Source organism: Arthrobacter sp. TmtSoilC79 (genome assembly GCF_059739405.1).
Map to the genome: position 1 here is coordinate 923429 of NZ_AP046051.1, position 24564 is coordinate 947992.

21 protein-coding genes and 1 tRNA gene are annotated in these 24564 nt (G+C 62.8%); 9 read left to right on the top strand and 13 right to left on the bottom strand.

The genetic code is table 11. The features are described 5' to 3' along the window. Positions 1 to 26 precede the first annotated feature (26 nt). Both AC6JA3_RS04400 and AC6JA3_RS04405 read right to left on the bottom strand, forming a co-directional pair. A complete protein-coding gene (locus tag AC6JA3_RS04400) occupies positions 27 to 431 on the bottom strand; it encodes a sterol carrier family protein (RefSeq protein WP_347782680.1) in 405 nt (134 codons plus the stop codon). A 50-nt stretch (positions 432 to 481) separates the two neighbouring features. Then, positions 482 to 1498 carry an asparaginase gene (locus AC6JA3_RS04405; protein WP_026541401.1) on the bottom strand — a complete coding sequence of 339 codons (1017 nt, stop codon included), beginning with the start codon at positions 1496 to 1498 and terminating at the stop codon, positions 482 to 484. 81 nt (positions 1499 to 1579) lie between these two features. Between AC6JA3_RS04405 and purD the strand changes: the two genes are divergently transcribed. After that, positions 1580 to 2890 (top strand): phosphoribosylamine--glycine ligase, encoded by a 1311-nt coding sequence (purD, locus tag AC6JA3_RS04410; protein ID WP_026546562.1) that lies wholly within the window; start codon positions 1580 to 1582, stop codon positions 2888 to 2890. A gap of 2 nt (positions 2891 to 2892) precedes the next feature. Further along, on the top strand, positions 2893 to 3831 hold the full coding sequence (locus AC6JA3_RS04415) for a phosphoribosylaminoimidazolesuccinocarboxamide synthase (protein WP_026541399.1): 939 nt from the start codon (positions 2893 to 2895) through the stop codon (positions 3829 to 3831). Positions 3832 to 3921: 90 nt separating this feature from the next. On the opposite strand, the gene AC6JA3_RS04420 is transcribed toward AC6JA3_RS04415, so the two are convergent. After that, the gene (locus tag AC6JA3_RS04420; RefSeq protein ID WP_026541398.1) at positions 3922 to 5187 is read right to left on the bottom strand and encodes a helix-turn-helix domain-containing protein; all 1266 of its coding nucleotides are present in this window, start codon (positions 5185 to 5187) and stop codon (positions 3922 to 3924) included. A gap of 127 nt (positions 5188 to 5314) precedes the next feature. Here AC6JA3_RS04420 and AC6JA3_RS04425 point away from each other — a divergent pair, with 127 nt between their 5' ends. After that, a complete protein-coding gene (locus AC6JA3_RS04425; protein ID WP_026546560.1) occupies positions 5315 to 5530 on the top strand; it encodes a hypothetical protein in 216 nt (71 codons plus the stop codon). A 154-nt stretch (positions 5531 to 5684) separates the two neighbouring features. On the opposite strand, the gene AC6JA3_RS04430 is transcribed toward AC6JA3_RS04425, so the two are convergent. The 5 genes from AC6JA3_RS04430 to AC6JA3_RS04450 form a co-directional block, all read right to left on the bottom strand. Beyond that, positions 5685 to 5761 (bottom strand) — tRNA-Pro (locus tag AC6JA3_RS04430). Positions 5762 to 5859: 98 nt separating this feature from the next. After that, positions 5860 to 7692 carry an ABC transporter ATP-binding protein gene (locus AC6JA3_RS04435; RefSeq protein ID WP_172323540.1) on the bottom strand — a complete coding sequence of 611 codons (1833 nt, stop codon included), beginning with the start codon at positions 7690 to 7692 and terminating at the stop codon, positions 5860 to 5862. Further along, positions 7689 to 9488, bottom strand: a complete 1800-nt coding sequence (locus AC6JA3_RS04440) for an ABC transporter ATP-binding protein (RefSeq protein ID WP_497919921.1) — start codon at positions 9486 to 9488, stop codon at positions 7689 to 7691. Before AC6JA3_RS04440 ends, AC6JA3_RS04435 begins: the two co-directional genes overlap by 4 nt. A 151-nt stretch (positions 9489 to 9639) precedes the next feature. Then, on the bottom strand, positions 9640 to 10587 hold the full coding sequence (locus AC6JA3_RS04445) for a metallophosphoesterase (protein WP_347782682.1): 948 nt from the start codon (positions 10585 to 10587) through the stop codon (positions 9640 to 9642). A 2-nt stretch (positions 10588 to 10589) separates the two neighbouring features. Then, on the bottom strand, positions 10590 to 12926 hold the full coding sequence (locus AC6JA3_RS04450; protein WP_497919922.1) for a transglycosylase domain-containing protein: 2337 nt from the start codon (positions 12924 to 12926) through the stop codon (positions 10590 to 10592). On the opposite strand from AC6JA3_RS04450, the gene sp36 reads away from it, so the two are divergent. From sp36 to AC6JA3_RS04465, 3 genes are read left to right on the top strand one after another with little or no spacing between them, the layout of a single operon-like run. Next, positions 12925 to 13080 (top strand): Sp36 family protein, encoded by a 156-nt coding sequence (gene sp36, locus AC6JA3_RS04455; protein WP_011775990.1) that lies wholly within the window; start codon positions 12925 to 12927, stop codon positions 13078 to 13080. The two genes, AC6JA3_RS04450 and sp36, sit on opposite strands and share 2 nt — an antisense overlap. 2 nt (positions 13081 to 13082) lie before the next feature. Next, the gene (locus tag AC6JA3_RS04460; RefSeq protein WP_026546555.1) at positions 13083 to 13619 is read left to right on the top strand and encodes a RidA family protein; all 537 of its coding nucleotides are present in this window, start codon (positions 13083 to 13085) and stop codon (positions 13617 to 13619) included. A 17-nt stretch (positions 13620 to 13636) separates the two neighbouring features. After that, positions 13637 to 14548: an NUDIX hydrolase gene (locus AC6JA3_RS04465; RefSeq protein WP_026541391.1), complete on the top strand. Its 912-nt coding sequence runs from the start codon at positions 13637 to 13639 to the stop codon at positions 14546 to 14548. A 167-nt stretch (positions 14549 to 14715) separates the two neighbouring features. On the opposite strand, the gene AC6JA3_RS04470 is transcribed toward AC6JA3_RS04465, so the two are convergent. Further along, the gene (locus AC6JA3_RS04470; protein WP_011775987.1) at positions 14716 to 15393 is read right to left on the bottom strand and encodes a Crp/Fnr family transcriptional regulator; all 678 of its coding nucleotides are present in this window, start codon (positions 15391 to 15393) and stop codon (positions 14716 to 14718) included. Positions 15394 to 15639: 246 nt separating this feature from the next. Between AC6JA3_RS04470 and AC6JA3_RS04475 the strand changes: the two genes are divergently transcribed. Both AC6JA3_RS04475 and aroQ read left to right on the top strand, forming a co-directional pair. After that, on the top strand, positions 15640 to 16824 hold the full coding sequence (locus tag AC6JA3_RS04475; RefSeq protein WP_026541390.1) for a MarP family serine protease: 1185 nt from the start codon (positions 15640 to 15642) through the stop codon (positions 16822 to 16824). 94 nt (positions 16825 to 16918) lie between these two features. Further along, entirely contained in the window at positions 16919 to 17383 is a 465-nt protein-coding gene (gene aroQ, locus AC6JA3_RS04480; protein WP_026546553.1) for a type II 3-dehydroquinate dehydratase, read from the top strand. Between the two features lie 119 nt (positions 17384 to 17502). Here aroQ and AC6JA3_RS04485 read toward each other — a convergent pair whose 3' ends face one another. From AC6JA3_RS04485 to AC6JA3_RS04500, 4 genes are all read right to left on the bottom strand, one after another. Then, positions 17503 to 19692 (bottom strand): alpha-galactosidase, encoded by a 2190-nt coding sequence (locus tag AC6JA3_RS04485; RefSeq protein WP_347783635.1) that lies wholly within the window; start codon positions 19690 to 19692, stop codon positions 17503 to 17505. 114 nt (positions 19693 to 19806) lie between these two features. Next, positions 19807 to 21153 carry an ABC transporter substrate-binding protein gene (locus AC6JA3_RS04490; RefSeq protein WP_347782684.1) on the bottom strand — a complete coding sequence of 449 codons (1347 nt, stop codon included), beginning with the start codon at positions 21151 to 21153 and terminating at the stop codon, positions 19807 to 19809. A gap of 67 nt (positions 21154 to 21220) precedes the next feature. Beyond that, on the bottom strand, positions 21221 to 22147 hold the full coding sequence (locus tag AC6JA3_RS04495) for a carbohydrate ABC transporter permease (RefSeq protein WP_026541386.1): 927 nt from the start codon (positions 22145 to 22147) through the stop codon (positions 21221 to 21223). Between the two features lie 9 nt (positions 22148 to 22156). Beyond that, a complete protein-coding gene (locus AC6JA3_RS04500; protein ID WP_497920619.1) occupies positions 22157 to 23152 on the bottom strand; it encodes a carbohydrate ABC transporter permease in 996 nt (331 codons plus the stop codon). A gap of 212 nt (positions 23153 to 23364) precedes the next feature. On the opposite strand from AC6JA3_RS04500, the gene AC6JA3_RS04505 reads away from it, so the two are divergent. Next, positions 23365 to 24564, top strand: a complete 1200-nt coding sequence (locus AC6JA3_RS04505; protein WP_497919923.1) for a Gfo/Idh/MocA family protein — start codon at positions 23365 to 23367, stop codon at positions 24562 to 24564.

Genomic DNA, 24564 nt, shown 5'->3' on the forward strand with positions numbered 1-24564 from the left:
AGGGGCATTAGCTGTACAAAAACTCCTTAGAGGGGGAGCAGTTCGGAGAGGTCGGCGCGCAAGCCGGACGCCATGACCCGGTGGGTTGAAACGGCGTCCGCCCACGAAAGGGTGCCGGTGACCAACGAGAGCCAGGTGGCGGCGTCGGTCTCTATGACGTTCGGGGGAGTGCCGCGCGTATGGCGGGGCCCCTCCACGCACTGCGTCACCCCGAACGGCGGCACACGGACTTCCACGGAATTCCCGGGCGCGCGGGCGGTGACCTCCTCCAGGGAGTAACGCACCGCCGTCGCAATCAAAGCGCGCGACGGCGGCGTCCCGGCAGCGCCGCCCGGCTCACCTTCACTGTGGGAAGGCCCGACGGCGGCCTGCCAGGCTGCCAGCGCAGCGCGGCCCTCGGAGATATCAACGCGGCGTCGTGCAACTGCCATGGATTTTTTCCTTCTTAACTACTGGTCCGTCATAACTACTGGTCCAGCTACTAGTCCAACAGGGCGGACACTGCATGGCCCAACCGGATCCTGCCCACCGTGCGTCCACCGCCAAGGACGGGCTCAACTACCCGTTCCAGGACGTTCGAAACTGCGGGGATGTCCACGGCGCCGCTCACGGCAAGGAGGGTCAGCCCTACCAGGGTTGTGGCGCGGAGGTTTCCGTCCAGCATCTTCACGGCTACCGTAGCGCCCGTGGGGGTGGCCAGGACCAGGACGCCCTCGGCGCCAATCTTGGCCAGGACTTCGAGTTCTTCCATCACCACGGTGTTGGATTCGCCCCGGCCCTGCACAGCCCAGGGGTAGTCCAACATGGACGTGGCAATGGTGGCCGCGCGTGCATTGGAAGATTTGTCACCGGGGGATTTGGCCAGGCGTGAATAGGCGCGGGCCAGCCCTGTCAGTGACACGGCGGCAACGGGTGCGCCGCAGCCATCGATCCCCAGGTGGGAAATGGTTTCTCCGGTGTATTCCTCAATGACGGACCGGACCCGCTGCTGAAGCGGGTGATTCGGTTCGAGGTAGCTGCGGAGGTCCCAGCCGTTCTCCGTGCAGGCCCACAGGAAGGCAGCGTGTTTGCCGGAGCAGTTGAAAGCCAGCCTGGACTCTCCGCGCTCGGACCGGACCAGCCAATTGCGGGCAGTTTCGTCCTGCGGCCAGGCGCTGGGGCACTGGAGGTTCTCTTCCTTGACGCCCGCCGCTTTGAGCATGCCCTCCACAACATCCATGTGGTCAAGGGAACCGGTGTGGCTGCCGCAGGCAACAGCAACCTGGGCGCCGCGCAAGGGCACGCCCGACTGCATGGAGGCCAAGGCCTGGAAGGGTTTGAGGGTGGAGCGGGCCAGGATGGGGGCATCGATGTCACCAAGACGGGTGACCACCGAGCCGTCACCGGCAAGAACCACGGCCGCGCCGATGTGCCGGGACTCAATAAAGCCACTTCGTTCGATCACTGCCAGTTCCACCGCAGACTCAACGTTGAACGTTTCATGCGAACTCATGGGCATAAGCCAAGTCTAGGGCGCAGCAGGGTCCGGGGAGTGACACAGCTTAGGCCGCGCGCCCTTCACAAAGTACCCTTGAAGACTGTGAAGGTACTCGTCATTGGCCCAGGCGGCCGCGAACACGCCATTGTCCGCTCTCTGCTTGAAGATCCCAACGTTTCCGAGGTCCACGCGGCCCCGGGCAACGCGGGCATCAGCAAACTCGTTCCCACCCACGCGATTGACGGGAACAACCCGGAAGCCGTGTCCGCCCTCGCCACCAAGCTGGCAGTGGACCTGGTTGTTGTAGGACCCGAGGCGCCGCTGGCTGCCGGTGTGTCCGACGCCGTCCGTGAAGCCGGGATTCCGGTCTTCGGTCCCAGCAAGGAAGCTGCCCAGCTGGAGGCTTCCAAGGCCTTCGCCAAGCAGATCATGGCCGAAGCCAACGTCCCCACGGCCATGGCCCGCGTTGCCACCAACGCCGAGGAAGCCGCCGACGCCCTGGACACCTTCGGTGCGCCCCACGTTGTTAAGGACGATGGGCTGGCAGCAGGCAAGGGCGTGGTGGTCACCAAGGACCGCGCGGAGGCCCTGGCCCATGCCCAGGCATGCTTCGACGCCGGTGGAACCGTGGTGATCGAGGAATTCCTGGACGGCCCCGAGGTTTCCCTGTTTGTCCTCTGCGACGGCCGCACCACTGTCCCGTTGTCCCCGGCACAGGACTTCAAGCGCATCTTCGACAACGACGAAGGCCCCAACACCGGTGGCATGGGCGCTTACACCCCGCTTGAATGGGCTCCGGAGGGCCTGGTCCAGGAAGTCATCGACCGCGTCGCCCAGCCCACAGTGGACGAGATGGCCCGCCGCGGCACTCCCTTCGTGGGCGTGCTGTACTGCGGCCTCGCCCTGACGTCCCGCGGCACCCGCGTCATCGAATTCAACGTCCGCTTCGGGGACCCCGAGACGCAGGCCGTCCTGGCCCGCCTCAAGACCCCGCTCGGTGCGCTGCTGCTGGCAGCTGCCAAGGGCGAACTGGACACCGCAGAAGAGCTGCGCTGGTCCAAGGACACGGCAGTCGCCGTCGTCGTGGCCGCCGAAAACTACCCGGACGCACCCCGCACCGGCGATCGCATCCGCGGCCTGAAGAAGGTTGACGAGCTGGACGGCGTCCACGTGGTCCACGCCGGCACCAAGCTGGACGACGAAGGCAAGGTGGTCTCGGCCGGCGGCCGCGTCCTGGCTGTTGTGGCGCTGGGTTCCGATCTGGTGGAGGCCCGCGAGAAAGCGTACGACGGCGTGGAGCTGGTTCAGCTTGAAGGCTCACAGTTCCGCACGGACATCGGAGGCAAAGCCGCACGCGGCGAAATCCGCGTGCCGTACACCGCTACCGGCACCATTCCGAAAGTGCAGGCCTGAGCATGACTGATTCTCTTCCCACCGGCGGTTTCGAGACCGAGACCCTGGATCTTCCAGGCTGGACCCACGTCTACTCCGGGAAGGTCCGGGACCTCTACGTTCCGGCAGATGAGGCCATCACGGAGAAGATCGGCCAGGAGTGCGTGCTGGTTGTGGCCAGTGACCGCATCAGCGCCTATGATCACGTGCTGAGCAGCGAGATCCCGGACAAGGGCCGTGTCCTGACACAGCTGAGCCTGTGGTGGTTCGACCAGTTGGAGGTTGAGCACCACGTGCTGGCCTCCACGGTTGAGGGTGGCGTACCTGCCGCCGTCGAGGGCCGGGCCATGATCTGCAAGAAGCTGGATATGTTCCCGGTGGAGTGCATCGCACGCGGCTACCTCACTGGCTCCGGCTTGGTGGAGTACAAGGAACACGGCACGGTCTGCGAGATCCCGCTGCCCGAGGGCCTGGTGGACGGTTCCCGCCTGGACAAGGCATTGTTCACGCCGTCGGCAAAGGCCGAGGTGGGCGAGCACGACGTCAACATCACTTACGACGACGTCGTAGCCATGGTGGGCGACGATATTGCTGCCCGCCTGAGCGAGCTCACGCTGAAGATCTACACCCGCGCCGAGGAGATCGCCCGTGAACGCGGCATCATCCTGGCCGACACCAAGGTGGAGTTCGGCATTGATGCCGCAACCGGCATCATCACCCTGGGCGACGAAGTCCTCACCCCGGATTCGTCACGCTTCTGGGATGCGTCCACTTACGCGCCGGGCAAGTCGCAGCCGTCCTATGACAAGCAGTATGTCCGCGACTGGCTGACTTCCGCAGAGTCGGGTTGGGACAAGTCCTCCGACACTCCGCCGCCGGCGTTGCCCGCTGAGGTAGTGGAGCGCACCCGTGCACGCTACGTCGAGGCGTACGAGAAACTCACGGGCCGTACCTTCGCCTAGAAGACCCAACTGAGTCGCAATTAGGCGCGTTTTGACCCCTCAAAACGCGCTTAACGGCGACTTACTTGGTTAATCAGGCTTGGGGTTGGATCAGGCTTGCGAGTGTTCTTTCGCGGCACGGCGCTCGGCCAGGCGGATCTCCAGGACTGCGTCCATGGCTTGCTGGACCCTGTCTGAGGCTCCGGCCGCGCTGAAATCATGCTGGGCCTCTTCAAGGAACTGGAGTGCCTCGGAGGCTTCGCCGGCTGCTTTGAGCGACTTGCCCAGCAACAGCGAGACTTCCCCCGCGGTGTGCTTGGCCAGGACCTTGCGGTCTGCATGAATTTCGCGGAGCTTCCCGACGGCGGCCGGAATGTCACCGGTCAGGTACAGCCAGCGTGCGCGGATGAAGGCGACCTCCAGCTGGTCCGTCTTGTTCCCGCCCACAATGGACAACGCGAGTTCTGCACGTTCAATGGCGGAGAGCGTTTCCGGCTCCACGATGCCGGAGGAAAGCCGGACCGCCGCTGAAGCCTTGTTGAACCGCGCCCACAGCTCAATGTCGTTGGCGGGGGAGAGGAGCTTGGCTGCCCGCTCGTGGTGCTTGATGCCCTCCACGTAGTCGTGGCGCATGAAAGCTACGTTGCCCACCACCCAGGCCACCTCGCCGGCGAGCTGGGACATGGAGTGCTCGTCCATGTGCTCGATCATGGCCAGGCAGTACTCCCAGGCCTCATCAAGCTTGCCGCTCTCGGCAAGGGCACCAATCAGCGCGCGGTGCGCACCGATGATGAGCGTGGATCCCTTGGGCAGCTGCTCGGACAGCTTTACTGCCTGCTTTGCATGCTCGACGGCGGTGGCCAGCTGACCTTGTCCGTGACACACAGCGGCAAGCATCTGCCAGGCGCGCACTCCAAGGCCTGCGGATTCCGTGGCCATGGGGTGCTCCAGGAGGTGCTCAACAATCTGCTGGCATTCCTTCAATTGGCCTTGCTTCATCACGCACTCGGCCTGCATGTATGTCATGTTCCACCAGGCGCTGTTGTTCTTGGCTTCGAGGGCAATCTGCGCGGCGGTGGCTGCATGGCTGGCGGCGAGTTGGTAGTCGCGAAGATCCCAGGCTTGCCGGGCATACAGGCCGGCAAGGACGTACTCCGCGTCACTCACGGAAACGGGTTGGCTCCACGCTTCCAGGGCCTTCGGAGCGAGTTCGAGCCTGCGTGCAAGCTCTTCGATGACCTCGGCCGTGGGTTCACGGCGGCCGGTCTCAAGCAGCGAAATGTAGCTGGGCGAATACAGGTTTTTGCCGAGCTCAGCCTGCGTTAACCCACGTTCGAGCCGTTCGGCACGTAGCTTCTCGCCGAATCCGTTTCCCACGGGTCCCTCCTACAGGTGTCTTTTGACCAAAACCTTGACAGTCTCTGTGGAAAACATTTTACAATGTATGTCAACAGGGACCGTGCAATTTCCGTAACGAATCCGACTCGCATTGGGGTACAACATCATGTTCAAGAAAATCATCGCTTCAGTGGCCGTGGCGGGCGCACTGACGTTCGCGGTTGCGGCTCCCGGTGTAGTCTCTGCTGCTCCTGCTGCAGATTCAAGCACAGTAAGCGCCATTGGTAACTGGCCGGATCCTATGCGTGTGGCGGCGCCGACCAAGTCAACCGACACCACGTACACGCCGATGTCCATTGGCAACTGGCCCGACCCTATGTAAAGCAATTGTAGTTAAGAAAACCCCGGGGCGTGACGAGCGATGCCCCGGGGTTTTCTTTTGCCCTGGCAGATTGGAAATCCCCTGCCATCTCTTGAGTACAGCGATAGTCGAGGGAACACAAAAGAGGGCCTTCCAATGGAAGACCCTCTTTGTTTGGTCGGGATGACAGGATTTGAACCTGCGACCTCTTCGTCCCGAACGAAGCGCGCTACCAAGCTGCGCTACATCCCGATCCGCTGCGAAAGCAACTGTTCAAGAATAGCCGAAACGTCCCGTGATGCGAAATCGAGGAGCCGGTGTCCCTTGTCACAGCCGCGAGGCAGCGGAAGCTACACCAGCGAGTCGCGCCACGCCCCGTGCAGTTGGGCAAACCGCCCGCCTCCACTGATCAGCTCGGCGGGTGTTCCGTCTTCCACAATGCGGCCGTCATGGACCACCAGAACCCTGTCGGCCGTCTCTACAGTGGAGAGGCGGTGGGCGATGATGATTGCCGTCCTGGCCCCTCTGCCACCGGCCACTCCTTCCAACAGGTTGGACAGTCCTTGCTGGACCATGCGCTCGGAAGGAATGTCCAGGGAGGATGTTGCCTCATCAAGAATCAGCACGGCCGGTGCGGCCAGGAAGGCGCGGGCGAAACCGATGAGTTGGCGCTGGCCTGAGGACACCCGCCCACCGCGCTTGTTGACGTCAGTGTCGTAGCCCTCGGGAAGGCTCATGATGAACTCGTGCGCACCCACCGCTGCAGCGGCCGCCTCAATCTCAGCCCGCGACGCTTCCGGCCGGCCCAGTGCGATGTTGTCGGCAACGGAGCCGCTGAACAGGAATGCTTCCTGCGTCACCATCACCACGGCGCGGCGGAGGTCGGTGGTGGACAGGTCCCTGAGGTCCACGCCGTCCAGCGTGATCGCGCCGGAGGTGACATCGTAGAAGCGGGCCACGAGCTTAGCCAACGTTGACTTCCCCGCGCCCGTTTGGCCCACCAAAGCAACGGTTTGCCCTGCCGGTATGTGCAGGTCGAGCTTGGGAACAACAACCTTGCCATCGCTATAGCCAAACTCCACGGCCTTGAAGTCGATTTCGCCGCGGGAGCTCTTCAGCGCCACAGGGTTCTTGGGCGGACGGACGGTAGGAACTTCCTCAAGGAGTCCGGACACCTTTTCCAATGCTGCCTGTGCGCTCTGGAAGGAGTTGTAGAACATGGCCATCTGGTCCACGGGTTGGAAGAAGCGCTTGGTGGACAGGATCAGTGCCAGCAGGACGCCGACAGCCAAGTCGCCACTGAGCACCCGGAAACCGCCGAATAGCAGGACCACGGCGACGCAGACGTTGCCGATCAACACCAGGCCAGGCTGGAAGATGCCGTTCAGGTTGATGGAGCGGACGGTGTTCTTGCGGTAATCCTCGGCCAGTTCGCCGTACCGGGAGGCATTCTCGCGCTCCTTGCGGAAAGCCTTCACCGCGCGGATTCCGGTCATGGTTTCCACGAAGTGGACGATCAGGCGGGCTGAGACCACGCGGGACTCACGGAAGGCTATCTGCGAATGCTTTTGGTACCAGCGGGCCAGGAAGAACATGGGCACGCCGGCTGCCAGGACGATCAGTCCGCTCCGCCAGTCAAGGGCAAAGATGGTGAAGGCGGTGAACACCATGAACAGCATGCCGGAGGCCAGGGAGCTGACACCGGAATCCAGGAGTTCCCGGAGCGCTTCAAGATCAGAGGTCTGACGGGCGATGATCCGGCCGGACGTGTATTTCTCGTGGAACTCAAGGCTCAGCCGTTGGGTATGCCGGAAAACCCTCAAGCGAAGATCCAGCAGCATGGCTTGGCTTAGCCGGGCAGTGGAGGTCACGTACAGCGCCGTCATTCCAGCTGTGGCAATCGCAGCTGCCAGATAGAGGGAACCAGCAAGCACCAAGGGGCCGTTGTCACCCGCCTGCAGCGCAGGGAGGGCGTTGTCGATCCCAAAGGCGATCAGTGCAGGTCCGGCAACCCGGGTGAGCTGCGAGACCACCACCATCACGATCGTCAGCCAGAAACGCAACCGTACCGGGCGGATGAGCGAGGCAAGCAAGGTGAGCGACCGGCGTCGTACGGCTTTGCTGTCTGCTTTGGTGAGGAGTGTGTTGTCCTCGTTGGCGGTTCCGAACGTTGCGGCACTCACCGGCGGGCCTCCTCAGCTTCTTCGAGCTCGTCCATTTCGGTGTCCAGGTCCTTGGGTCCTGCGTCCAGGCTGGCAATGACGTAGCGGTAGTGATCGTTTTCGGCCAAGAGTTCCGTATGGGTCCCGACGGCGGTGATGGTTCCGTTTTCGAGCAAGGCCACCCGGTCCGCCAGTGCCACCGTGGAAGGGCGGTGTGCGACGATCAACGTGGTGGTGTCGCGGAGTACCTGGCGCAGCCGGGCCTCAACCCTTTCCTCGGTGTTCACATCCAAGGCCGACAACGGATCATCCAGCACCAGGACCTTTGGCTTGGCCGCGATGGCCCGGGCCAGGGCAATGCGCTGGCGCTGGCCGCCGGAGAGGCTCAGCCCCTCTTCGCCGATCAGCGTGTCCACGCCATCGGGCAATGAGTAGGCAAACTGGGCCTGCGCCACGTCCAAGGCTTCGTCCAAGGCAGCGTCGCTGGGATCGGGAGCGCCGAGGAGCACGTTGTCCCGCACGGAGCTGGAGAACAGCGTGGTGTCCTCGAAAGCCACGGCCACTATCCTGCGAAGCTCCTCAACGTCGTAATCGCGGACATCAACGCCGTCGATCGTCACTGCACCTTCGGTGACGTCATACAGGCGGGGGACCAGTTGGAGCATGGCGCTCTTGCCGCTGCCAGTGATGCCCACCAAGGCCATGGTCTCGCCGGGACGGATATCCAGGGTGAGGTCGTGCAAAAGCGAGCCGCCGTCGTCGAACCCGAACCCCGCGTGCTCAAAGCGCAAGGCGCCCTTTACCGTCTCCGGTACCGAGGCCTGGTCCGGCGAAGTGATGGTGTTCTCCGTGTCCATGACCTCGAAGTGGCGGTCCAAAGCGGTCTTCGCGGTCAGGGCCATGGCCAGGAGCATGCCGGAGAATTCCACCGGCGTGGCCACAACAGCGGCGGTGGCGAAGAATGCCACCAGCGAACCGATGCTCAACTGACCGCTGGCCGCGAGCATGATGCCCACCACCAGACCAACCCCCAAGGCCAGCTCCGGAAGCAGCGTGACCACCAAAGTGAAACCGGCTTGCTGCTTGGCTTTCGCGATCTCCGTCTGGCGAAGTTCCTCGGCCTGGCCATTAAAGTTCTCCAGTGCCTCGCGGCTCCGGCCGAAAGCCTTCAGGACACGGATGCCGTGGACGGATTCCTCCACGGTAGTGGCGAGGTCGCCGGCTTGGTCCTGGCTAAGGCGGGTGACCAGGCTGAAGCGGCGGCGGAAGCGGAAAGAGTTGATCATGATCGGCACGGCCGCGCCCAGGAAGATCAGCGCCAGCTGCCAGCTCATCGAGAACATCACGCCGACGCCGATGATCACCGTCAGCGTGGTGACCACCAGCATGATCGCACCAAAGGCCATCCAGCGGCGCAGGAAGCTCAGGTCGGTCATGGCCCGGGAGAGCAGCTGGCCCGAACCCCAACGGTCGTGGAACGCAACGGTGAGCTCCTGAAGGTGGCCGTACAAGGTCACCCGCATCCTGGTCTCAACCGTGGTGGCCGGGTTGATGACGAACTGCCGGCGCAAAGCCACCAGTCCCGCTTCAGCAACACCCAACGCAAGAATCACGACGGCGGCAATCCAGACTGCGTCCGTGGAACCGCCGGGCTGCAAGGAGTTGTTGACGAGGACGCGCAGGACCTGCGGAATCGTCAACGCAACAATGCTCGCGAGCAAGGCGCAGATCAGGCCCATGAAAAGGCGGGCGAGGATGGGCCGCACATGAGGGTACAGGCGGCCGACGGAGGTGAAAAATGACGTTTGCTTGGACATGCCCGCTTCTCAACAGCTGGATCTTCAGATGGTGCGGAGGTAGTTTCCCGTAGCAACTACCCTATGCCATGGCGTGATTCGTTTCACAGGAGAACGCAACGTCGGTGAAATGTTTGACCCAGTTATTGAGGATCGTAATGATCCGCGGGGATTAGTTGCGGGGCGTGAGCGTCAGCAGCACTGCCTCCGGGCGGCAGGCGATGCGGACCGGTGCGAACCGTGAGGTGCCAATGCCGCCTGAGACGTTCACCGGCGTCGTGAATTCCTTGCTTTCCCAGTCGTGGAGGCCCTTGGCGCGCCAAGTCGGGAGATCACAATTGGAGACGAGGGCGCCGTAGCCGGGGATGCAGATCTGGCCGCCGTGCGTGTGGCCCGCGAGGATCAGGTCTGCCCCGGCTTCGGTGAAGTGGTCCAGCACGCGCTGGTACGGAGCGTGGATCACAGCGACCTTCAGGTGGCGGCGCGCATCCTGGTTCACGGTTCCGCGAGGCCAGCCGGCATACCGCTCGCGTTTGAGGTGGGGATCGTCCACTCCCGAGAAATCGAACCGGAGTCCATTCAGGACCACCGACTGGGCACGGTTGGTCAGATCGATCCAACCACCCATACCGAACGCCGAGCGGAGCTTTGGCCAATCGAGTTTGACGGGGTCCTTCTTGTGCCTCGATGGTCCGCGGAAGTAGCCGGCAGGATTCTTGATCCGCGGGGCGTAGTAGTCATTGGACCCGGGAACGAACACGCCGGGGAACTCCAAGAGCGGACGTAGAGCCTGGATCAGGGGATCAATGGCCTTTGCATGGCTCAGGTTGTCGCCTGTATTGACAACGAGGTCGGGCTTCAGCTCAGCCAGGGACTCAAGCCACTGGGCCTTCTTGTCCTGACCCGGGACGAAGTGGATGTCACTGAGGTGCAGGATACGGAACGGTGCTGAACCCTCTGGGAGGATTGGCAACGTTTCCTGGCGGACCTCGAACTGGTCCTTCTCCCACCAGCCATAAGCAGCTGCTGCCGCGCCGGCTGTTGCACCGAGGGCTGTAGTGACGGCGAAACCGCGCCCGACGGTGCGGACGCGGTTTGCCAGTGAATCACGGAAGGACATGCCTAGCCCTTGTTGCCGTTGCCATTATTGCCATTGTTCCCGTTGCCGCTGTTTCCGTTATTGGAGGGCGGTGCGGGGTTCTGCGTGGTGGGTGCCGGCGTCGTGTTGCGCTGCGGAGCGGCCGTGCCCAACAGGTTGGACGGAGGTGCCGGGAACGGGTTGGTTCCGTATGCAGGAGCCACAGACAACATGTAGTTGGTGAACTGCGGACCGGCAATCATGTAACCGTCAATGGACTGGTAGAACTGGCCGTTGATGGTCAGGTTACGTCCGGGGCGGAGCTGGTTGTCCAGCGGATCACCGAACCACGAAGCCGTGGCCAGGCCGGTGGTGTAACCCACGACCCAGGTGGAGCCGTTGGAGTCGTTGGTACCGGTCTTGGCAGCCACCGGGAAGTTGCCCTTCGTGGAAAGCGACGGGCGGATCAGCGAACCCGAGCCTGCGTTGAGCACTTCCTGCATGGCGTAAGCAACACCACGGGCAACCTCAGGTTTGACGGCATCCTTGCAGTTGGATGACTGGGCAGGCAATTCAGCGCCCGACTGGTCCTTCACCGACGTGATGGCAATCGGCTCACAGTATTTACCGTCAGCAGCGAAGGTCGCAAAAGCAGCCGCCATGGTCAGGGGTGCAGTCTGCGTAGCGCCGATCAGGTTGGACAGTGTGGTCATCGGAACCTTGGGGTTCGGGTCAGTGACCTTGCCCGCTTCATCACGGGTCGGGAGTCCACCGTGGATTCCGGTGGCATCCACAATGCCCTGGATTCCACACAGGTCCACCTGGGAAGCCGAGGCAAACGTCGCGGTGTTGATGGAGTTCATGAGCCCGTACAGGACGGTCATGTTCCGGTAGTAGCCCTCATCCGAGTTCTGGAGGTCGAAGCTACCGGCCACGTTCCTGTCGTAGAAACCATTGACCGGCGTGGGACAGGTGTTACGCCACGGAAAGTTGACTCCATACTTTCGCACGCTCGCGTTGATGGTGGTATTCATCGACTTGCCCTCGTTGAGCCATTGGGCGAACGTGAACGGCTTCATCGTCGAGCCAGGCTGGAAGCCACCGATGCCGTTGAGGTCATTGCCGTCGGCATCCAGGACGTCAACGTTGAAGTTCTGGGTTTGATCGAACTTGCCCTCTTGAGGGAGCCATACGGTGTTCTGGGCCATGCTCACGATCTGGCCCGTGCCCGGCTGGACCGACGTGATGGACGCGCCCCACTTGTCCGGGTTGGCGCCGGCAGTGGCATCAACCTGCTGCTGGGCTACGGTCTGGGCCGTCGGATCGAGGGTGGTCTGGATGGTGAGGCCGCCACGCTGGACGCGCTTGATGCGCTCGTCCGTGGTGTCGCCGTACGCCGGGTTGTTGAAAAGAAGGTGCAGGACGTAGTCACAGAAGTACGGCGCCATGGTGGCATAGGCGCAGCCTTGGCGGGCCGGGGTGACCTTGGTGGTGACCGGTGTTGCTACGGCTTCGTCGTACTGGGCCTGGGTGATCTTGTGCTGGTTCACCATTGCGGCGAGTACAAGGTCGCGGCGCTTCTTCGCGTTGTCCGGGTTGGCGATGGGATCGAAGGCCGAGGGGCTGTTCACGAGGCCGGCCAGGAGGGCGGCCTGCGGAAGTGTCAGGTCCTTGGCGGTGGTGCTGAAGAAGAACTTGGAAGCAGCTTCGATTCCGTAGGCGTCACGGTTGAAGAACACGATGTTGAGGTAGCCCTCAAGGATCTGTTCCTTGGAGAACTTCTTCTCCAAGGCGATGGCGAGCTTCATTTCGCGGAGCTTGTCGCCCACGCCCTTGTCGCCGCCGTTGAGTTTGACGTCTTCTTCGCGGTCGGACGCCACCAGGGACTCGTTGATGACGTTGTTCACGTACTGCTGCGTGATGGTGGACGCGCCCTGCTTGTTGCCGCGGGCGGTGCTGACGATGGCTCGCATGATGCCGGTGGTGTCGATACCGCCGTGCTCATAGAAACGGCTGTCCTCGATCGCGATGACAGCGTCCTTGATGAACGGGCTCATGGAGTCCAGCGGAACCTTGGTCCGGTTCTCCGCATAAATCGAGGCGATCGGCGTACCGTCCTTCGCCAGGATCGTGGTGTTCTGGCTGGGCGGATCCACCTGCAGTTCCGCCGGCAGAGTGTCAAAGAACTGAATTGAACCACTGGCGGCACTGCCCGAAACGGCGGCTGCGGGGACCAAAAGGCCCGCCACGAGGACGCCACAAATCGCGCTCACACCAAGGAAGCCTAGAATCTTTCCGAGGGTGGTGGCAGTGTCGAATAGTGGGTTCTTGCGAGTCACCATGTTTTCCAGTTTACCGGCACGGGCTAGGCTTTCTGTCATGACCAAATGGGAGTACGCCACGATTCCGCTCATTATTCACGCCACGAAGCAGATCCTGGACCAGTGGGGCGAGGACGGCTGGGAGCTTGTCCAGGTTGTCGGAGGCCCCGATGGCAAAGGCCTTGTTGCATACCTGAAGAGGGAGAAGCAGTAACCATGACCACCCCCGCAGAAACCACGTCTCCCGCGGAATCCGGCGCCCCCACATCCGCTGTGGAGCAGCGCCTGGCTGAGCTCGGACTGACTCTTCCCGAGGTCGCCGCACCCGTGGCGGACTACGTTCCGGCCATCGTCTCCGGCAACTACGTTTACACGTCCGGACAGCTGCCCTTTATTAACGGCAAACTCGAAGCCAAGGGCAAAGTTTCCCTCGGCGAGTTGGGCGCGTCCGACGAACCCACCGTTGATCCCGAAGACGCCAAGCGCTACGCCGCTGTCTGCGCCATCAACGCCCTGGCCGCCGTCAAGAGCGTCATCGGCGATCTTGACCGCGTGACCCGCATCGTCAAAGTAGTGGGCTTCGTAGCCTCGGAACCCACCTTCACCGGCCAGCCCGGCGTCATCAACGGTGCATCCGAACTTCTGGGCCAGGTATTTGGCGACGCCGGCAAGCACGCACGCTCCGCCGTCGGCGTTTCTGTCCTGCCGCTCGACTCTCCTGTCGAAGTCGAGCTCATCGCTGAATTCAGCTAAGGAACCGGTTCACCCAATTGCCGCAGCTTGCCCGCCGCCTGTTTGTACTGCCCCCCGAACTCGAAGGGGCAGCACGGAACTGGCTTGAGCTCGGCGAGCGGACCCCCAGGGCCGCCCGCTTCGCATCATCCGTTGTGCTCTTGCGCGACTCACCCACCGGCTTGGAAACCTGGCTTGGCTACAGGCCAGGTTCCTCGCCGCTGGGCGTTGTCGCCTTCCCTGGCGGTTCCCTCGATCCGTCCGACGACGACCCCGTAGGTTGGATCGGCCCCACCCCGCAGCAGTGGGCTGAGCACATGGGAACGGACGACGTCGGACTCGCCCGCCGTCACGTTGTGGGCGCTATCCGCGAACTCTTTGAAGAAACCGGCGTGCTGCTCGCAGGTCCGGACGCATCTTCCACTGTTGAATCGAATTCCACGGTGGACTGGATGCGAGCACGGGAAGCAGTTGCCGCGCAGGAAAAATCCTTTACGGAGATGCTCTCCAAGCGCGGGCTTTCCCTCCGCACCGATCTCCTGAAACCCCTGGTGAACTGGCTGAGCCCGGACTTCGCGCATACCCGCTTCAACACCCGCTACTTCGCTGCCACGGTTCCGGTGAACCAGCAGCCGAGCATCCTGGAAAGCAAGGGCGTGTGGGGTCGCTGGGTGACCGCGGCCGAGGCGATCGCACTCCGCGACACTCCGGCGCTCGGCGACGAGATCGGCCAGGCGAATACTGTGGGCCTCACCCTCGGCCAACTCCTGGTTCCCGGCTCCGAAATCATGCTCGAGAAAATGTCGGCCGCCAACGGTTGCATCGCCTACCTGAGCTACAAGCGCAAAGCGCACGTGTACCAGGCCAAACTGGTGGACGAGGGCGGAATCCTGATGCTCGAGGTCGAAGCCGCCCGTACCATCGCCGGAGAGCCCCAGCGCGAGCGCTAGCCGCACGCTCTTTCACGTCCCCTGGGTTTGGGCCGGACGGTCTCTCATGTCCCCCGGGTTCGGGCTGCACCCTCTCTCACGTCCCCCGGGTGCGGGCCGGACGGTCTCTCAATGCCAACAAAAAAGCCGCCCCGGTGACAACCGGGGCAGCTTTTCTGATGTGATGCTTAGCGGGAACGCTGGCGAAGACGCTGCATGTCCAGGATCACCACGGCGCGGGCTTCGAGGCGGAGCCACCCACGCTGAACAAATTCGGCAAGCGCCTTGTTCACGGTCTCGCGGGAAGCGCCAACCAGCTGGGCGAGTTCTTCCTGCGTGAGCTCGTGAGCCACCAGGACACCGTCGGTCGCCGGACGGCCGAAGCGATCAGCCAGGTCCAGCAGGGCCTTGGCAACGCGGCCGGGAACGTCGGAGAAGACGAGGTCGGACAAAGAGTCGTTGGTCCGACGCAGGCGGCGGGCCAGGGCCTGCAGCAGCTGCGCGGAAACCTCGGGACGCGTGCGGAGCAGTGCGTTGAGGCTCTCGTTCTTGAGGCCGGCCAGACGCGTCTCCGAAACGGCGGTGGCCGTGGCGGTACGCGGGCTGGGGTCGAACAATGCCATCTCGCCGAAGAGCTCGCCCGGGCCGAGGATGGCCAGCAGGGACTCGCGGCCATCGGGGGAGGTGCGGCCGAGCTTCACCTTGCCGGAAACGATGAAGTAGAGCTGGTCACCCTGGTCGCCTTCGCGGAACACCGAAGCTCCACGTGAAAGGTCCACCTCGGTGAGTTCGTCCGTCAGCAAGCGGAATGCGTCGTCGTCAAGGGTGGCGAAGAGGGGTGCGCGGCGCAATACCTCGATGTCCATGAAATCTCCTGAATATAAGTTTCGGTCGTGGCGCTCAGGCCATTGTTTCAGAATTTTTAGGCTTCTGTGACGTACTTGGCACTCGAAACGCTGAAACTACGCGGGTTTCAGCCATGGAACGCCCTAAATGAGGGCCTCGGAACAGGCTAAGAGCAGCATTCACAGGGCTGCCGTGGTGATGTGACTAACGGTTGGTTGTCAGGGTCCACAACTACAATTGGCGCTACGCGGCTATGAGGAGCATTGGTGTTTGGCTTGACGATATTGGATTTCGCATTGATCCTGATGCTCCTGTCCTACCTGATCTATGGCCTGCGCAACGGCTTTATGGTCACGTTGGGTGGAATTGCCGGATTCGTGGTCGGCGCCATCGCAGCGTTCATCGCCGTGCCACTTGTGAGCGGGTGGGTGACGGACAGCGGTTGGAGGCTGACCGCCACGGTGGGTGCCGCCGTCGTGCTTATTGCTTTGGGTCATGGGCTTGGAACCATGATCGGACGCAAAATCCGCCACGCCGTGCGGATCAAGCCGCTGCATGCCGTTGACCGCTTGATCGGCGGCGTAGTGAGCGTAGTGGTGGCGGCGCTGGTCATGTCCATGTTGGCGTTCAGCATCAGTTCGCTGGGTGTGCCTTTTGTTTCCCAGCAACTGGCCGGTTCCCGGGTGATCCGCTACATCGACAACATCACTCCAACGCCCGTCAAGAGCACCATGGCACAGTTGCGTTCCACCGTGATCGGCGATGGCATTCCCAAGCTCATCGAGGGCATCGGCCCTGTGACTCCGGTGCCCGTTCCCAACGCCTCCACGGACACCCCGGCCCTGAACCAGGCAGCGGAGTCAGTCCTCAAAATCGCCGGCACAGCCTTTGAATGCGGCCAGAACCAGACCGGGTCCGGATTTGTTGTGGCGCCCGGGCGCGTCGTGACCAATGCCCACGTCGTGGCGGGCGTGTCGCAGCCCGTGGTGGAAGTTCCCGACGGCGGTGCGTTGCCGGGTCGGGTGGTCTACTTCGACCCCCAGCGGGACATCGCAGTCCTGGCCGTGGATGGACTGCAGTCCAGTCCGCTGCCTATGAGTGCGGACCTGCCCGACGGCAGCCCTGCGGCTTTCGCGGGGTACCCGCACGGCGGTCCTTTCCAGTCCAAGCCGGCAACGGTGCAGGGGATCTCGACCATCATTGTCCCGGATATTTACGGCGCGAATCCTTCTCCGGAACAGGTCTATAAGTTGGCCGGTGATGTTCAACCGGGCAACTCGGGCGGCCCGTTGCTCACCATGCAGGGGGAGGTCGCCGGGCTCATTTTCGCTAAGACAACCACTGACGCCGCCCTGGGCTTCGCCCTCACCATGGCAGACCTGGAACCCGTGGCCGCGCAGGCTTCAGGCCTCAGCAACCCCGTTACGCCGGGCCAGTGCACCCGTAAGTAACGGTTCTCCCGCATGGTGGGTGTTTTCGGGCCGGCACCGCTCACGGAGCGGGCACGGTTCCCGTGAGTTCCCAGGCCGCTATAGATTGGGAGCCATGACTGAAGCCACTCCCGCCACCGAAGCTGGTCGCGGCACCATCCTTGTGATCAATGGACCCAACCTCAACCTCTTGGGCACACGCGAGCCTGAGAAGTATGGAACGTCAACACTGGCCGACGTCGAGCAGCTCGCCATGTCGGCGGCCTCAGCCCATGGCTTCACCGTTGACTGCGTGCAATCAAACCATGAAGGCGACCTCCTGGACGCCATCCACGCAGCGCGAGGCACCGCCGTCGGAATTGTGATCAACGCCGGTGCCTACACGCATACATCAGTGGCACTCCGTGACGCCCTGGCCGCGGTGCAGCTTCCCGCCGTCGAAGTACACATCACCAACGTCCACCAGCGTGAAGAGTTCCGACACCACTCGTATTTGTCGGGTGTCTGTACTGCGATCATCGTTGGCGCGGGCGTACTTGGGTACAAGCTGGCCATCGACTATCTGGCGGACGCCGTCTAAAACGCAGGGGATGTGCGTGAGGGTTCCCGGGAAGCCCTTGGGATGTGCGTGAGGGTTCCCGGGAAGCCCTTGGGATGTGCGTGAGGGTTCCCGGGAAGCCTGGGGGATGTGGGTGAGGGTCAGAGGGCCGTGAACCGCAGCAGGATGGCATGCTCCGGGTTCAGGACCGGCATCGGCAGGCCCACTTCGCCCAGGAAACGTCCCGTGGCTTCGGCCCCGGATGCCAACCACGGCGCGGGCTTTGCCTCGGTGAAGGTGTGCCCGTAGTCGGCGTCAGCGGGTGTCGGGAAAATCGCCTCCACCCGGTATGAACGGGAAGGAACCAGTCCCGGGATCGCCACCCGTCCGGTCAGCTCCCCAAAGCCTGTTCGGGTCTTCACCACAGCGAAAAGTGCAGCAGTGGCACCAGCGGGTGTGCCGCCGTCGGCCCCTTCAGTCTCGGCAACAACGCCGTGCACCATCAGCGACTCGTCCGGCACATCGGCCCGCACCATTCGGCCACTGTGGATCAGTCCGCGGTGTTCCTTGTACAGGCCGATGAAGCGCTTGAGTTCCTCGCGCTCCGCCCCGGCGACGCTGCGGACGTCCCACTCCATGCCAAAGTGCCCGAAAAGGGCAGTGATGGCGCGGAAGGAGAGGTCGTGGGTGCGGCCAGTGGTGTGCGACGTCGTGGGTCCAATGTGGCCGCCCACCAGCTCCGGCGGAACCACCAATCCGGTCCATCGCTGGATGGTCTGCCGTTCCAAGGCGTCGTTGCAGTCCGAGGCCCAGATACGGTCGGTCCGTTCCAGGATGCCGAGGTCCACACGCGCGCCACCGGAGGAGCAGCTTTCGATTTCCACCCCGGGATGGGCGGCCTTCAAGGCGTCGAAGAGCCGGTAGGCAGCCAGTGTTTGCTCGTGGACCGAAGCCCGGCCGGCATGTCCGTGTTCCAGGAGGTCCCGGTTCTGGTCCCACTTGAGGTAGCTGATGCTGTTCTCGCTCAGCAGCGCGTGGATGCGGTCGTAAATGTACTGCCACGCGTCCGGGTTCACGAGGTCGATCACATGCTGCTGCCGCCATCCCAAGGGCAGCCGGCCACCGTCCTTGTGGGAAATTGCCGAGGGCCCCACGATCCATTCGGGATGCGCCCTGGCGATGTCGGAGTCCAGGTTGACCATTTCCGGCTCCACCCAGAGACCGAACTCCATACCGCGGCTGGTCACGGCATCAATCAACGGCGTCAGCCCATCGGGCCAGAGGGTTTCGTCAACGTACCAGTCGCCCAACCCGGCGTGGTCGCCGCGGCGCCCGCGGAACCAGCCGTCGTCGAGCACAAAACGCTCAACGCCAAGCTCAGCCGCCGATTCCGCCAGCTCGATCAGGGTGTCCAGGTTGTGGTCGAAGTACACCGCTTCCCAGGTGTTGAGGACTACTGGGCGGGCCTTTCCGGAAGCTGCACCCACGTGGTGCGGACGTGAGCGGAACCAGGAGTAGAACGCTTCCGAGATCCCATCCAAACCACGGTCTGAGTAGGCGGCAAACAGTGCAGGCGTGGTGTAGCTCCCGCCCGGCTGAAGGATGACTTCGGCGGGTCCCAGCAGCTCTGAGCCGCCCACCATGGTCCGGCCATCGGCGACGCTGTCCGCAAATTGCTCGTGGTTGCCGCTCCAGGCCAGGTGCGTGGCCCACACCTTGCCGTGGCGGTTACCGAACCCGGCGGTCCCCGCAGCCAGCAGGAGGGATGAGTCGTGTCCAGTGCGTCCGTGGCGTCCGGTCCGGACCCACGTTCCCTGTTGGATGGCCCGGCGCTGCGGGTGGCGTTCACGGCACCAGCGACCAGTCAGGTCCAAAAGTTCGACGGCGTCAGGCGCCACCGGGAGCATCGTCGCCAGCTCATCCACCTGGAAAGGCGAGGTGCCGTCGTTGGTGAGGGTGTGTCGCAGTTCGAGAAGCCCGCCCGGGTGCAAGGTGAGGTTGCTGGTCACGGTGATGCCGGCGTCGGGATCGGACTGAACCACGACGGCGGCAGTACCGTCCGCCGTCGCGCTCACCGTGCGAAGGCGGAGGGAGAAATCAAAACCTGGTACGCCGTCGGTAATGCGGTGGCCACGCAGTCCGGGCCGGCCCTGCCAACTGGAGGAAGCCTGCGGCAGGAGCCCTGCGGGGACGTTGGCGTCGATGGCGGAAGGCGGAATTGGCTCGTTGAGAATGGCCAGGTCAGGCAGGGTCTCGCCCAGGTCGGCTCCCCAGTGGGTTATCTCAGCCTCTCCGCGGTGGGTGCTGATCACCAGGCTGGTACCTGCGGAACGGAGGTGGAGCGGGTGCATGTATGAAGTCACTTTCAATCGGTGGGCTCTGAGCCGGTAAAGGGGCGTTGCGGGGCCCACTCTGCGTGCTTCGCGATGAAAATAACGCGCAAAGCAGGCCCCACAACAGGGGTGCTACTTCGCGAAGAGCGCGTTGACCTGTTCGTTGGCTGCCGTCAGCGTACTGGCCGGTGCCTTGCCTGCGATCACAGCGTCAACTGCAGGCTTCATGATTCCGGCAACCTTGGCGGCGTTGTCGGTGATCGGGAGCATGAAGGTTGTCTTGTCCTTCACGTGCTGGGTGAAGGCACTGACGTCCACGTTCTTGGCCTTGAAGGCTTCTGCTGCCTTCTCGGAGGAGGTGGTGATGGCGGGGAACACCACGGCCTTGGAAGCTACGACGTCCTGGCAGGCTGCAGAGCCGAGGTATTCGACCCACTTGATGGCAGCGTCCTTCTTCTTGGTGCCGGCCCACACTGAGTCGGCCAAGCCGTTGAACATGGAGGCGCGTTTGCCTTCGGGGCCCTGGGGAGTGGGGGCGATGCCGACGTCAATGCCCTTGTAGCCGGTGTACTGGCCGATCATCCAGGAACCGTTGCTGTTGATGGCGGCCTTCCCCGCACCGAAGCTATCGGCGGCGTTGGCGCCAACGGTGGTCTCAAGCTTGGGCATGTAGCCCTTCGCGGCGAGCGAGGCCCACCAGTCGATGGTGTCCTGGAGCTTCTTGTCGTCGTAGTTGAAGTGGGTGCCCCAGGGGTTCTTGTCTGTGGTGGTCCAGCCCGTGGTCGCGGACAGGTAGCTCCACTGCGTCTGGCCGGCGTTTTCGGCGTCGGAGCCCGGCAGCCCCAACCCATAGACGGCAACGTTGTTCTTGTCGAAGCCGGCTTCGTCGCCGCGTTTGCCGTTCTTGTCCACGGTGAGCCGGGCGATTGCTTTCTCGTACGTTCCGCCGTCCTGTGGGTTCCAGGTCAGCGAGCCCATCTGTTCAGGGGTGATGCCGGCGTCGGTGGCCATCTTCTGGTTGTAGAACAGGGCAACGGTGTCCCAGTCTTTGGGCAGTCCGTAGCGCTTTCCATCCTGGCCCACCCAGAGGTCGGCAAGGCCTTCGTTGTACTGGGAAACGTCTACGTTGTCCTGCTTGATGGAGTCGTCAAGGGCCACCAGCTGCTTGGTCTTGAGGAAGTCCGGGTACTTGGAAAGGTGGTCCGTGAAGACGTCCGGTGCGGTGCCGGAGGCCATGCCGTTGGTGAGCTTGGACCAGTAGTCGTCCCAACCGGTCTGGGTGATCTTGACAGTGATGTCCGGGTTGGCCTTGGTGAAGTCGGTGGCGCACTGTTGGTAGGCAGGGAGCTGGTTGGCATCCCAGAGCCAGTAGTTGATCTCGCCCTTGGCAGCTTCTGCCCCGGAGGCTCCGCCCGAGCAGGCGGACAGTGCGAGGACAGCGGCTGCGGCGACGGCGCCCAGTGCCTTCTTGTTCATCATGGTTGGTCCTTTCAGGACGGGTGGGGGTGCGTGCCGGCACATGCCGGGTTCCGCGGGAGGGAGGAGATTATTTGGTGCCGTTGAAGCCGATGGAGTTGACGATTCGTTTGCCGAAGATGGCGAAGAGGATCAGCACGGGAGTGGCGGAGACGAGTGTTGCTGCCATGAGCCCGGACCAGTCCGGCGCGCCCTGCGGGGACTGGGATTTGAAGACTCCCAGTCCCACGGTCAGTACCCGGGACTCCTCGGAGGTGCCTACCAGCAGTGGCCAGAAGTATTCGTTCCACTGACCCATGAAGGTCAGCAACGCGAGGGTCGCGATCGGGGCAGCTGCGTTGGGCATGATGATCTGGAAGAAGATCCGCCAGTGCTTGGCGCCGTCGAGCATTGCAGCTTCTTCGACTTCCCTGGACATGTTCAGGAAGAACTGGCGCATGAAGAAGATCGCGAATGGGGTCATGAACAGGTAGGGCAGCACGAGCCCCAGCATGGAATTGAGCAGGCCCAGGTTCTTGATGAGCAGGAAGTTGGGCAGGGCCGTGAAGATCGGCGGGACGAGCATGGTGGCAAGGAACAGGGAGAAGACTGCGTCGCGGCCTTTCCACCGCAGCCGGGAGAACGCGTAGGCGGCCATCGAGCTGAAGAACACCGCACAGGCTGTGGTGATGCCGGAGAAGAGCAGCGAGTTCCACAGGTACTGCCAGAAATTGATCGAAGCGCCCGAGCCGCCTTCGGCGATGGCTTCGGAGGCACTTTGGAGGCCGAAGACACGCTTGAACGCGCCCAGGTTGAAGTCGGCCGGCAACAGGTTGGCGGAGTTCGCGGCGAGGGAGCCGTTGGAGGACAGCGCGGTGCGCAGCACCCAGTAGAAGGGCAGGATGCTCACGGCTACGGCCAGGGCGAGGAGGGTAAGGGCGATGGCACGTCGCCAGTTGAAGGGCCGGCTGAATGCTCGACGGCGGCTGCCGGACTTGGGCGATGCAAGAGTGGTCATGGCGTGTCCTTAGTCCAGGTCCGACTGGTTGCCGCGGAGGAATTTCATCTGGATGAAAGCGACGATTGCGAGGATGAGGAAGAGGATGACGGCCAAGGCGGATCCGTAGCCGAAGTCCTGCTCGTTGAAGGCGCGCTGGTAGATGTAGAACTGCAGCACCCGGGTGGCGTTGACGGGTCCGCCGGCCGTGGTGACGGCCACGGTGTCGAAGACCTGGAAGGAGCCGATGACTGTCACTACGAGGACCAGTACCAGGACCGGCCGCAACAGTGGCAACGTGATCCGCCAGAAAGTGCTCACCGCCCTGGAGCCGTCGATGCTGGCGGCCTCGTAGACGCTGTTTGGGATGGCCTGGAGTCCGGCGAAGATCAGGAGGGCTGTGTAGCCCATGTGCCGCCACGTGTTGATCAGTGCCTGGGTGGGGATGGCCCATTGCTCACTGCCGAAGAAGGCCACCCGCGGAAGCCCGGTCCATTCGATGATCTGGTTGATGATGCCGATCTGGTAGTCAAGCATCCAAAACCAGAGCAGGGCCGCGATGACGTTTGCCATGAGATAGGGCATCAGGAGCGCGCCGCGGATGAGGGTTGACTTTGCCACGCGATGCATCAGGATGGCAAGGCCCAGGGCCAAGGCCGTTTGGAGGACGATGTTGATCACAACGTATTCCGAAGTGACGCCCAAGGCATTCCAGAACAGCGGGTCCTTGGCTATGCGTTCGTAGTTCCGCGTACCGATCCATTCGGGGTCGCCGAGGATGCTGTACTCGGTGAAGCTGAGGTAGATGCCCCTGATGGTCGGGACGAGGTAGAAGAGGATCAAGCCCACCATCGCCGGTGCGATGAAGAAGAGGGCTACCTTCAGGTCACCGATGCCGCGGAACCCATCGGACGGTTTTCCCCGCTTGCGTGGTTTCCCTGGGTTTCCAGGTTTTCCTGGGTTCCCTGGTTTCCGGGCCGCACCGGTGGTGGGCCCCGGATCCGGTTGTTTGGTAATCGTGGTCATCATCGACCCTTTCCTGACTGTGATGTGCGTAACAACTGGTGGTGAATCTACACGAGTAGATCTGAGCATAGCAAGAGCTGGCGCAAACTTTTGGGGAAAAATGTTCACAAATGTTGTTTCTGTTGACTCGAGTAGATTCCGATGCGAGACTCGACGGGAAATCAAGGAAGTACACGCGGAGGCTGCTTCAACGGCCCCAGGAAAGGTAAACAATGACGTTTTCGATCGGTGTTGTGGGTGTAGGGCAGTTCGGCAGCCAGTTCGCCCATTTGTTCAAGCTCCACCCGGGCGTCAGCGCCGTGTACGCGGTGGATGAACTCCCCGAACGGGCAACTGCAGCGCAGGAGCGCTGGGGATTGGATGGCGTCAAGGGCAGCTTTGAGGAGTTGCTGGAGTCCGACGTCGATGCTGTCGCCATCTTTACGCAGCGGTGGACCCACGGCCCCTTGGTGGAGCGCGCCCTCAGGGCCGGCAAGCACGTCTATTCAGCAGTGCCCATGGCCGTTTCCGAAGAGGAGATTGCACGGATCATCGAGGCCGTCCGGGAGACCAAACTGGTCTACGCCATGGGAGAGACCAGCTACTACAACCCCGCTACGGTCTTCGCCCGGCAGCAGCACGCGGCAGGCAAGTTCGGCCGTATCTTCTACACGGAGGGCGATTACGTCCATGACATGGACCTCGGCTTCTACGAGGCTTATCAGTACAGCGGCGGAGAGCGGTGGAAGGAAACCGCCAGCTACCCGCCCATGCTCTACCCGACACATGCCATTGGTGGCGTCCTCGGCGCCGTACCTGGCCACGCCGTCAGCGTCAGCTGCATCGGGGTGAAGGACCAGCGCGGCGATGGCGTCTTCGATAAGGACGTGAGCATGTTCGCCAACGACTTCTCCAACGCCACGGCGTTGTTCGAAATGAACGACGGCGGTGCGATGCGCACCAACGAGATGCGCCGCGTCGGGTACCCATCGCATATCCGTGAGTCCCGCTTCCGGTTCTTCGGCACCGAGGCAAGCTTCGAACAACTTGCCACCACCACGGTGTGGCAGGACAAGTCCACCGTGGAAGACGTCTCCGAGCAGGTGGAAACCAAACCCACCATGTCCCTGGATGACCCCTCCCTGGCAGACGTTGCGCCGGAGTTGAGGGATGCCTTCATCTCGGGGCTGGCTCCGATGCATGACCAGTCCAGGCTCCCGCAGGAGTTCCTGGGCGCACCCAATGGACACGAGGGCAGCCATCAGTTCCTGGTGGACGACTTTGTGACAGCCGTGAACAACCGGTCTCTTCCCCCGGTGAACGCGTGGGTGGCTGCCCGCTTTACCCTCCCCGGCATCATCGCCCACGAGTCCGCGCTGCGTGGCGGGGAGCGACTGCCCATCCGCGACTTCGGTGATGCCCCCGTGGAGTAG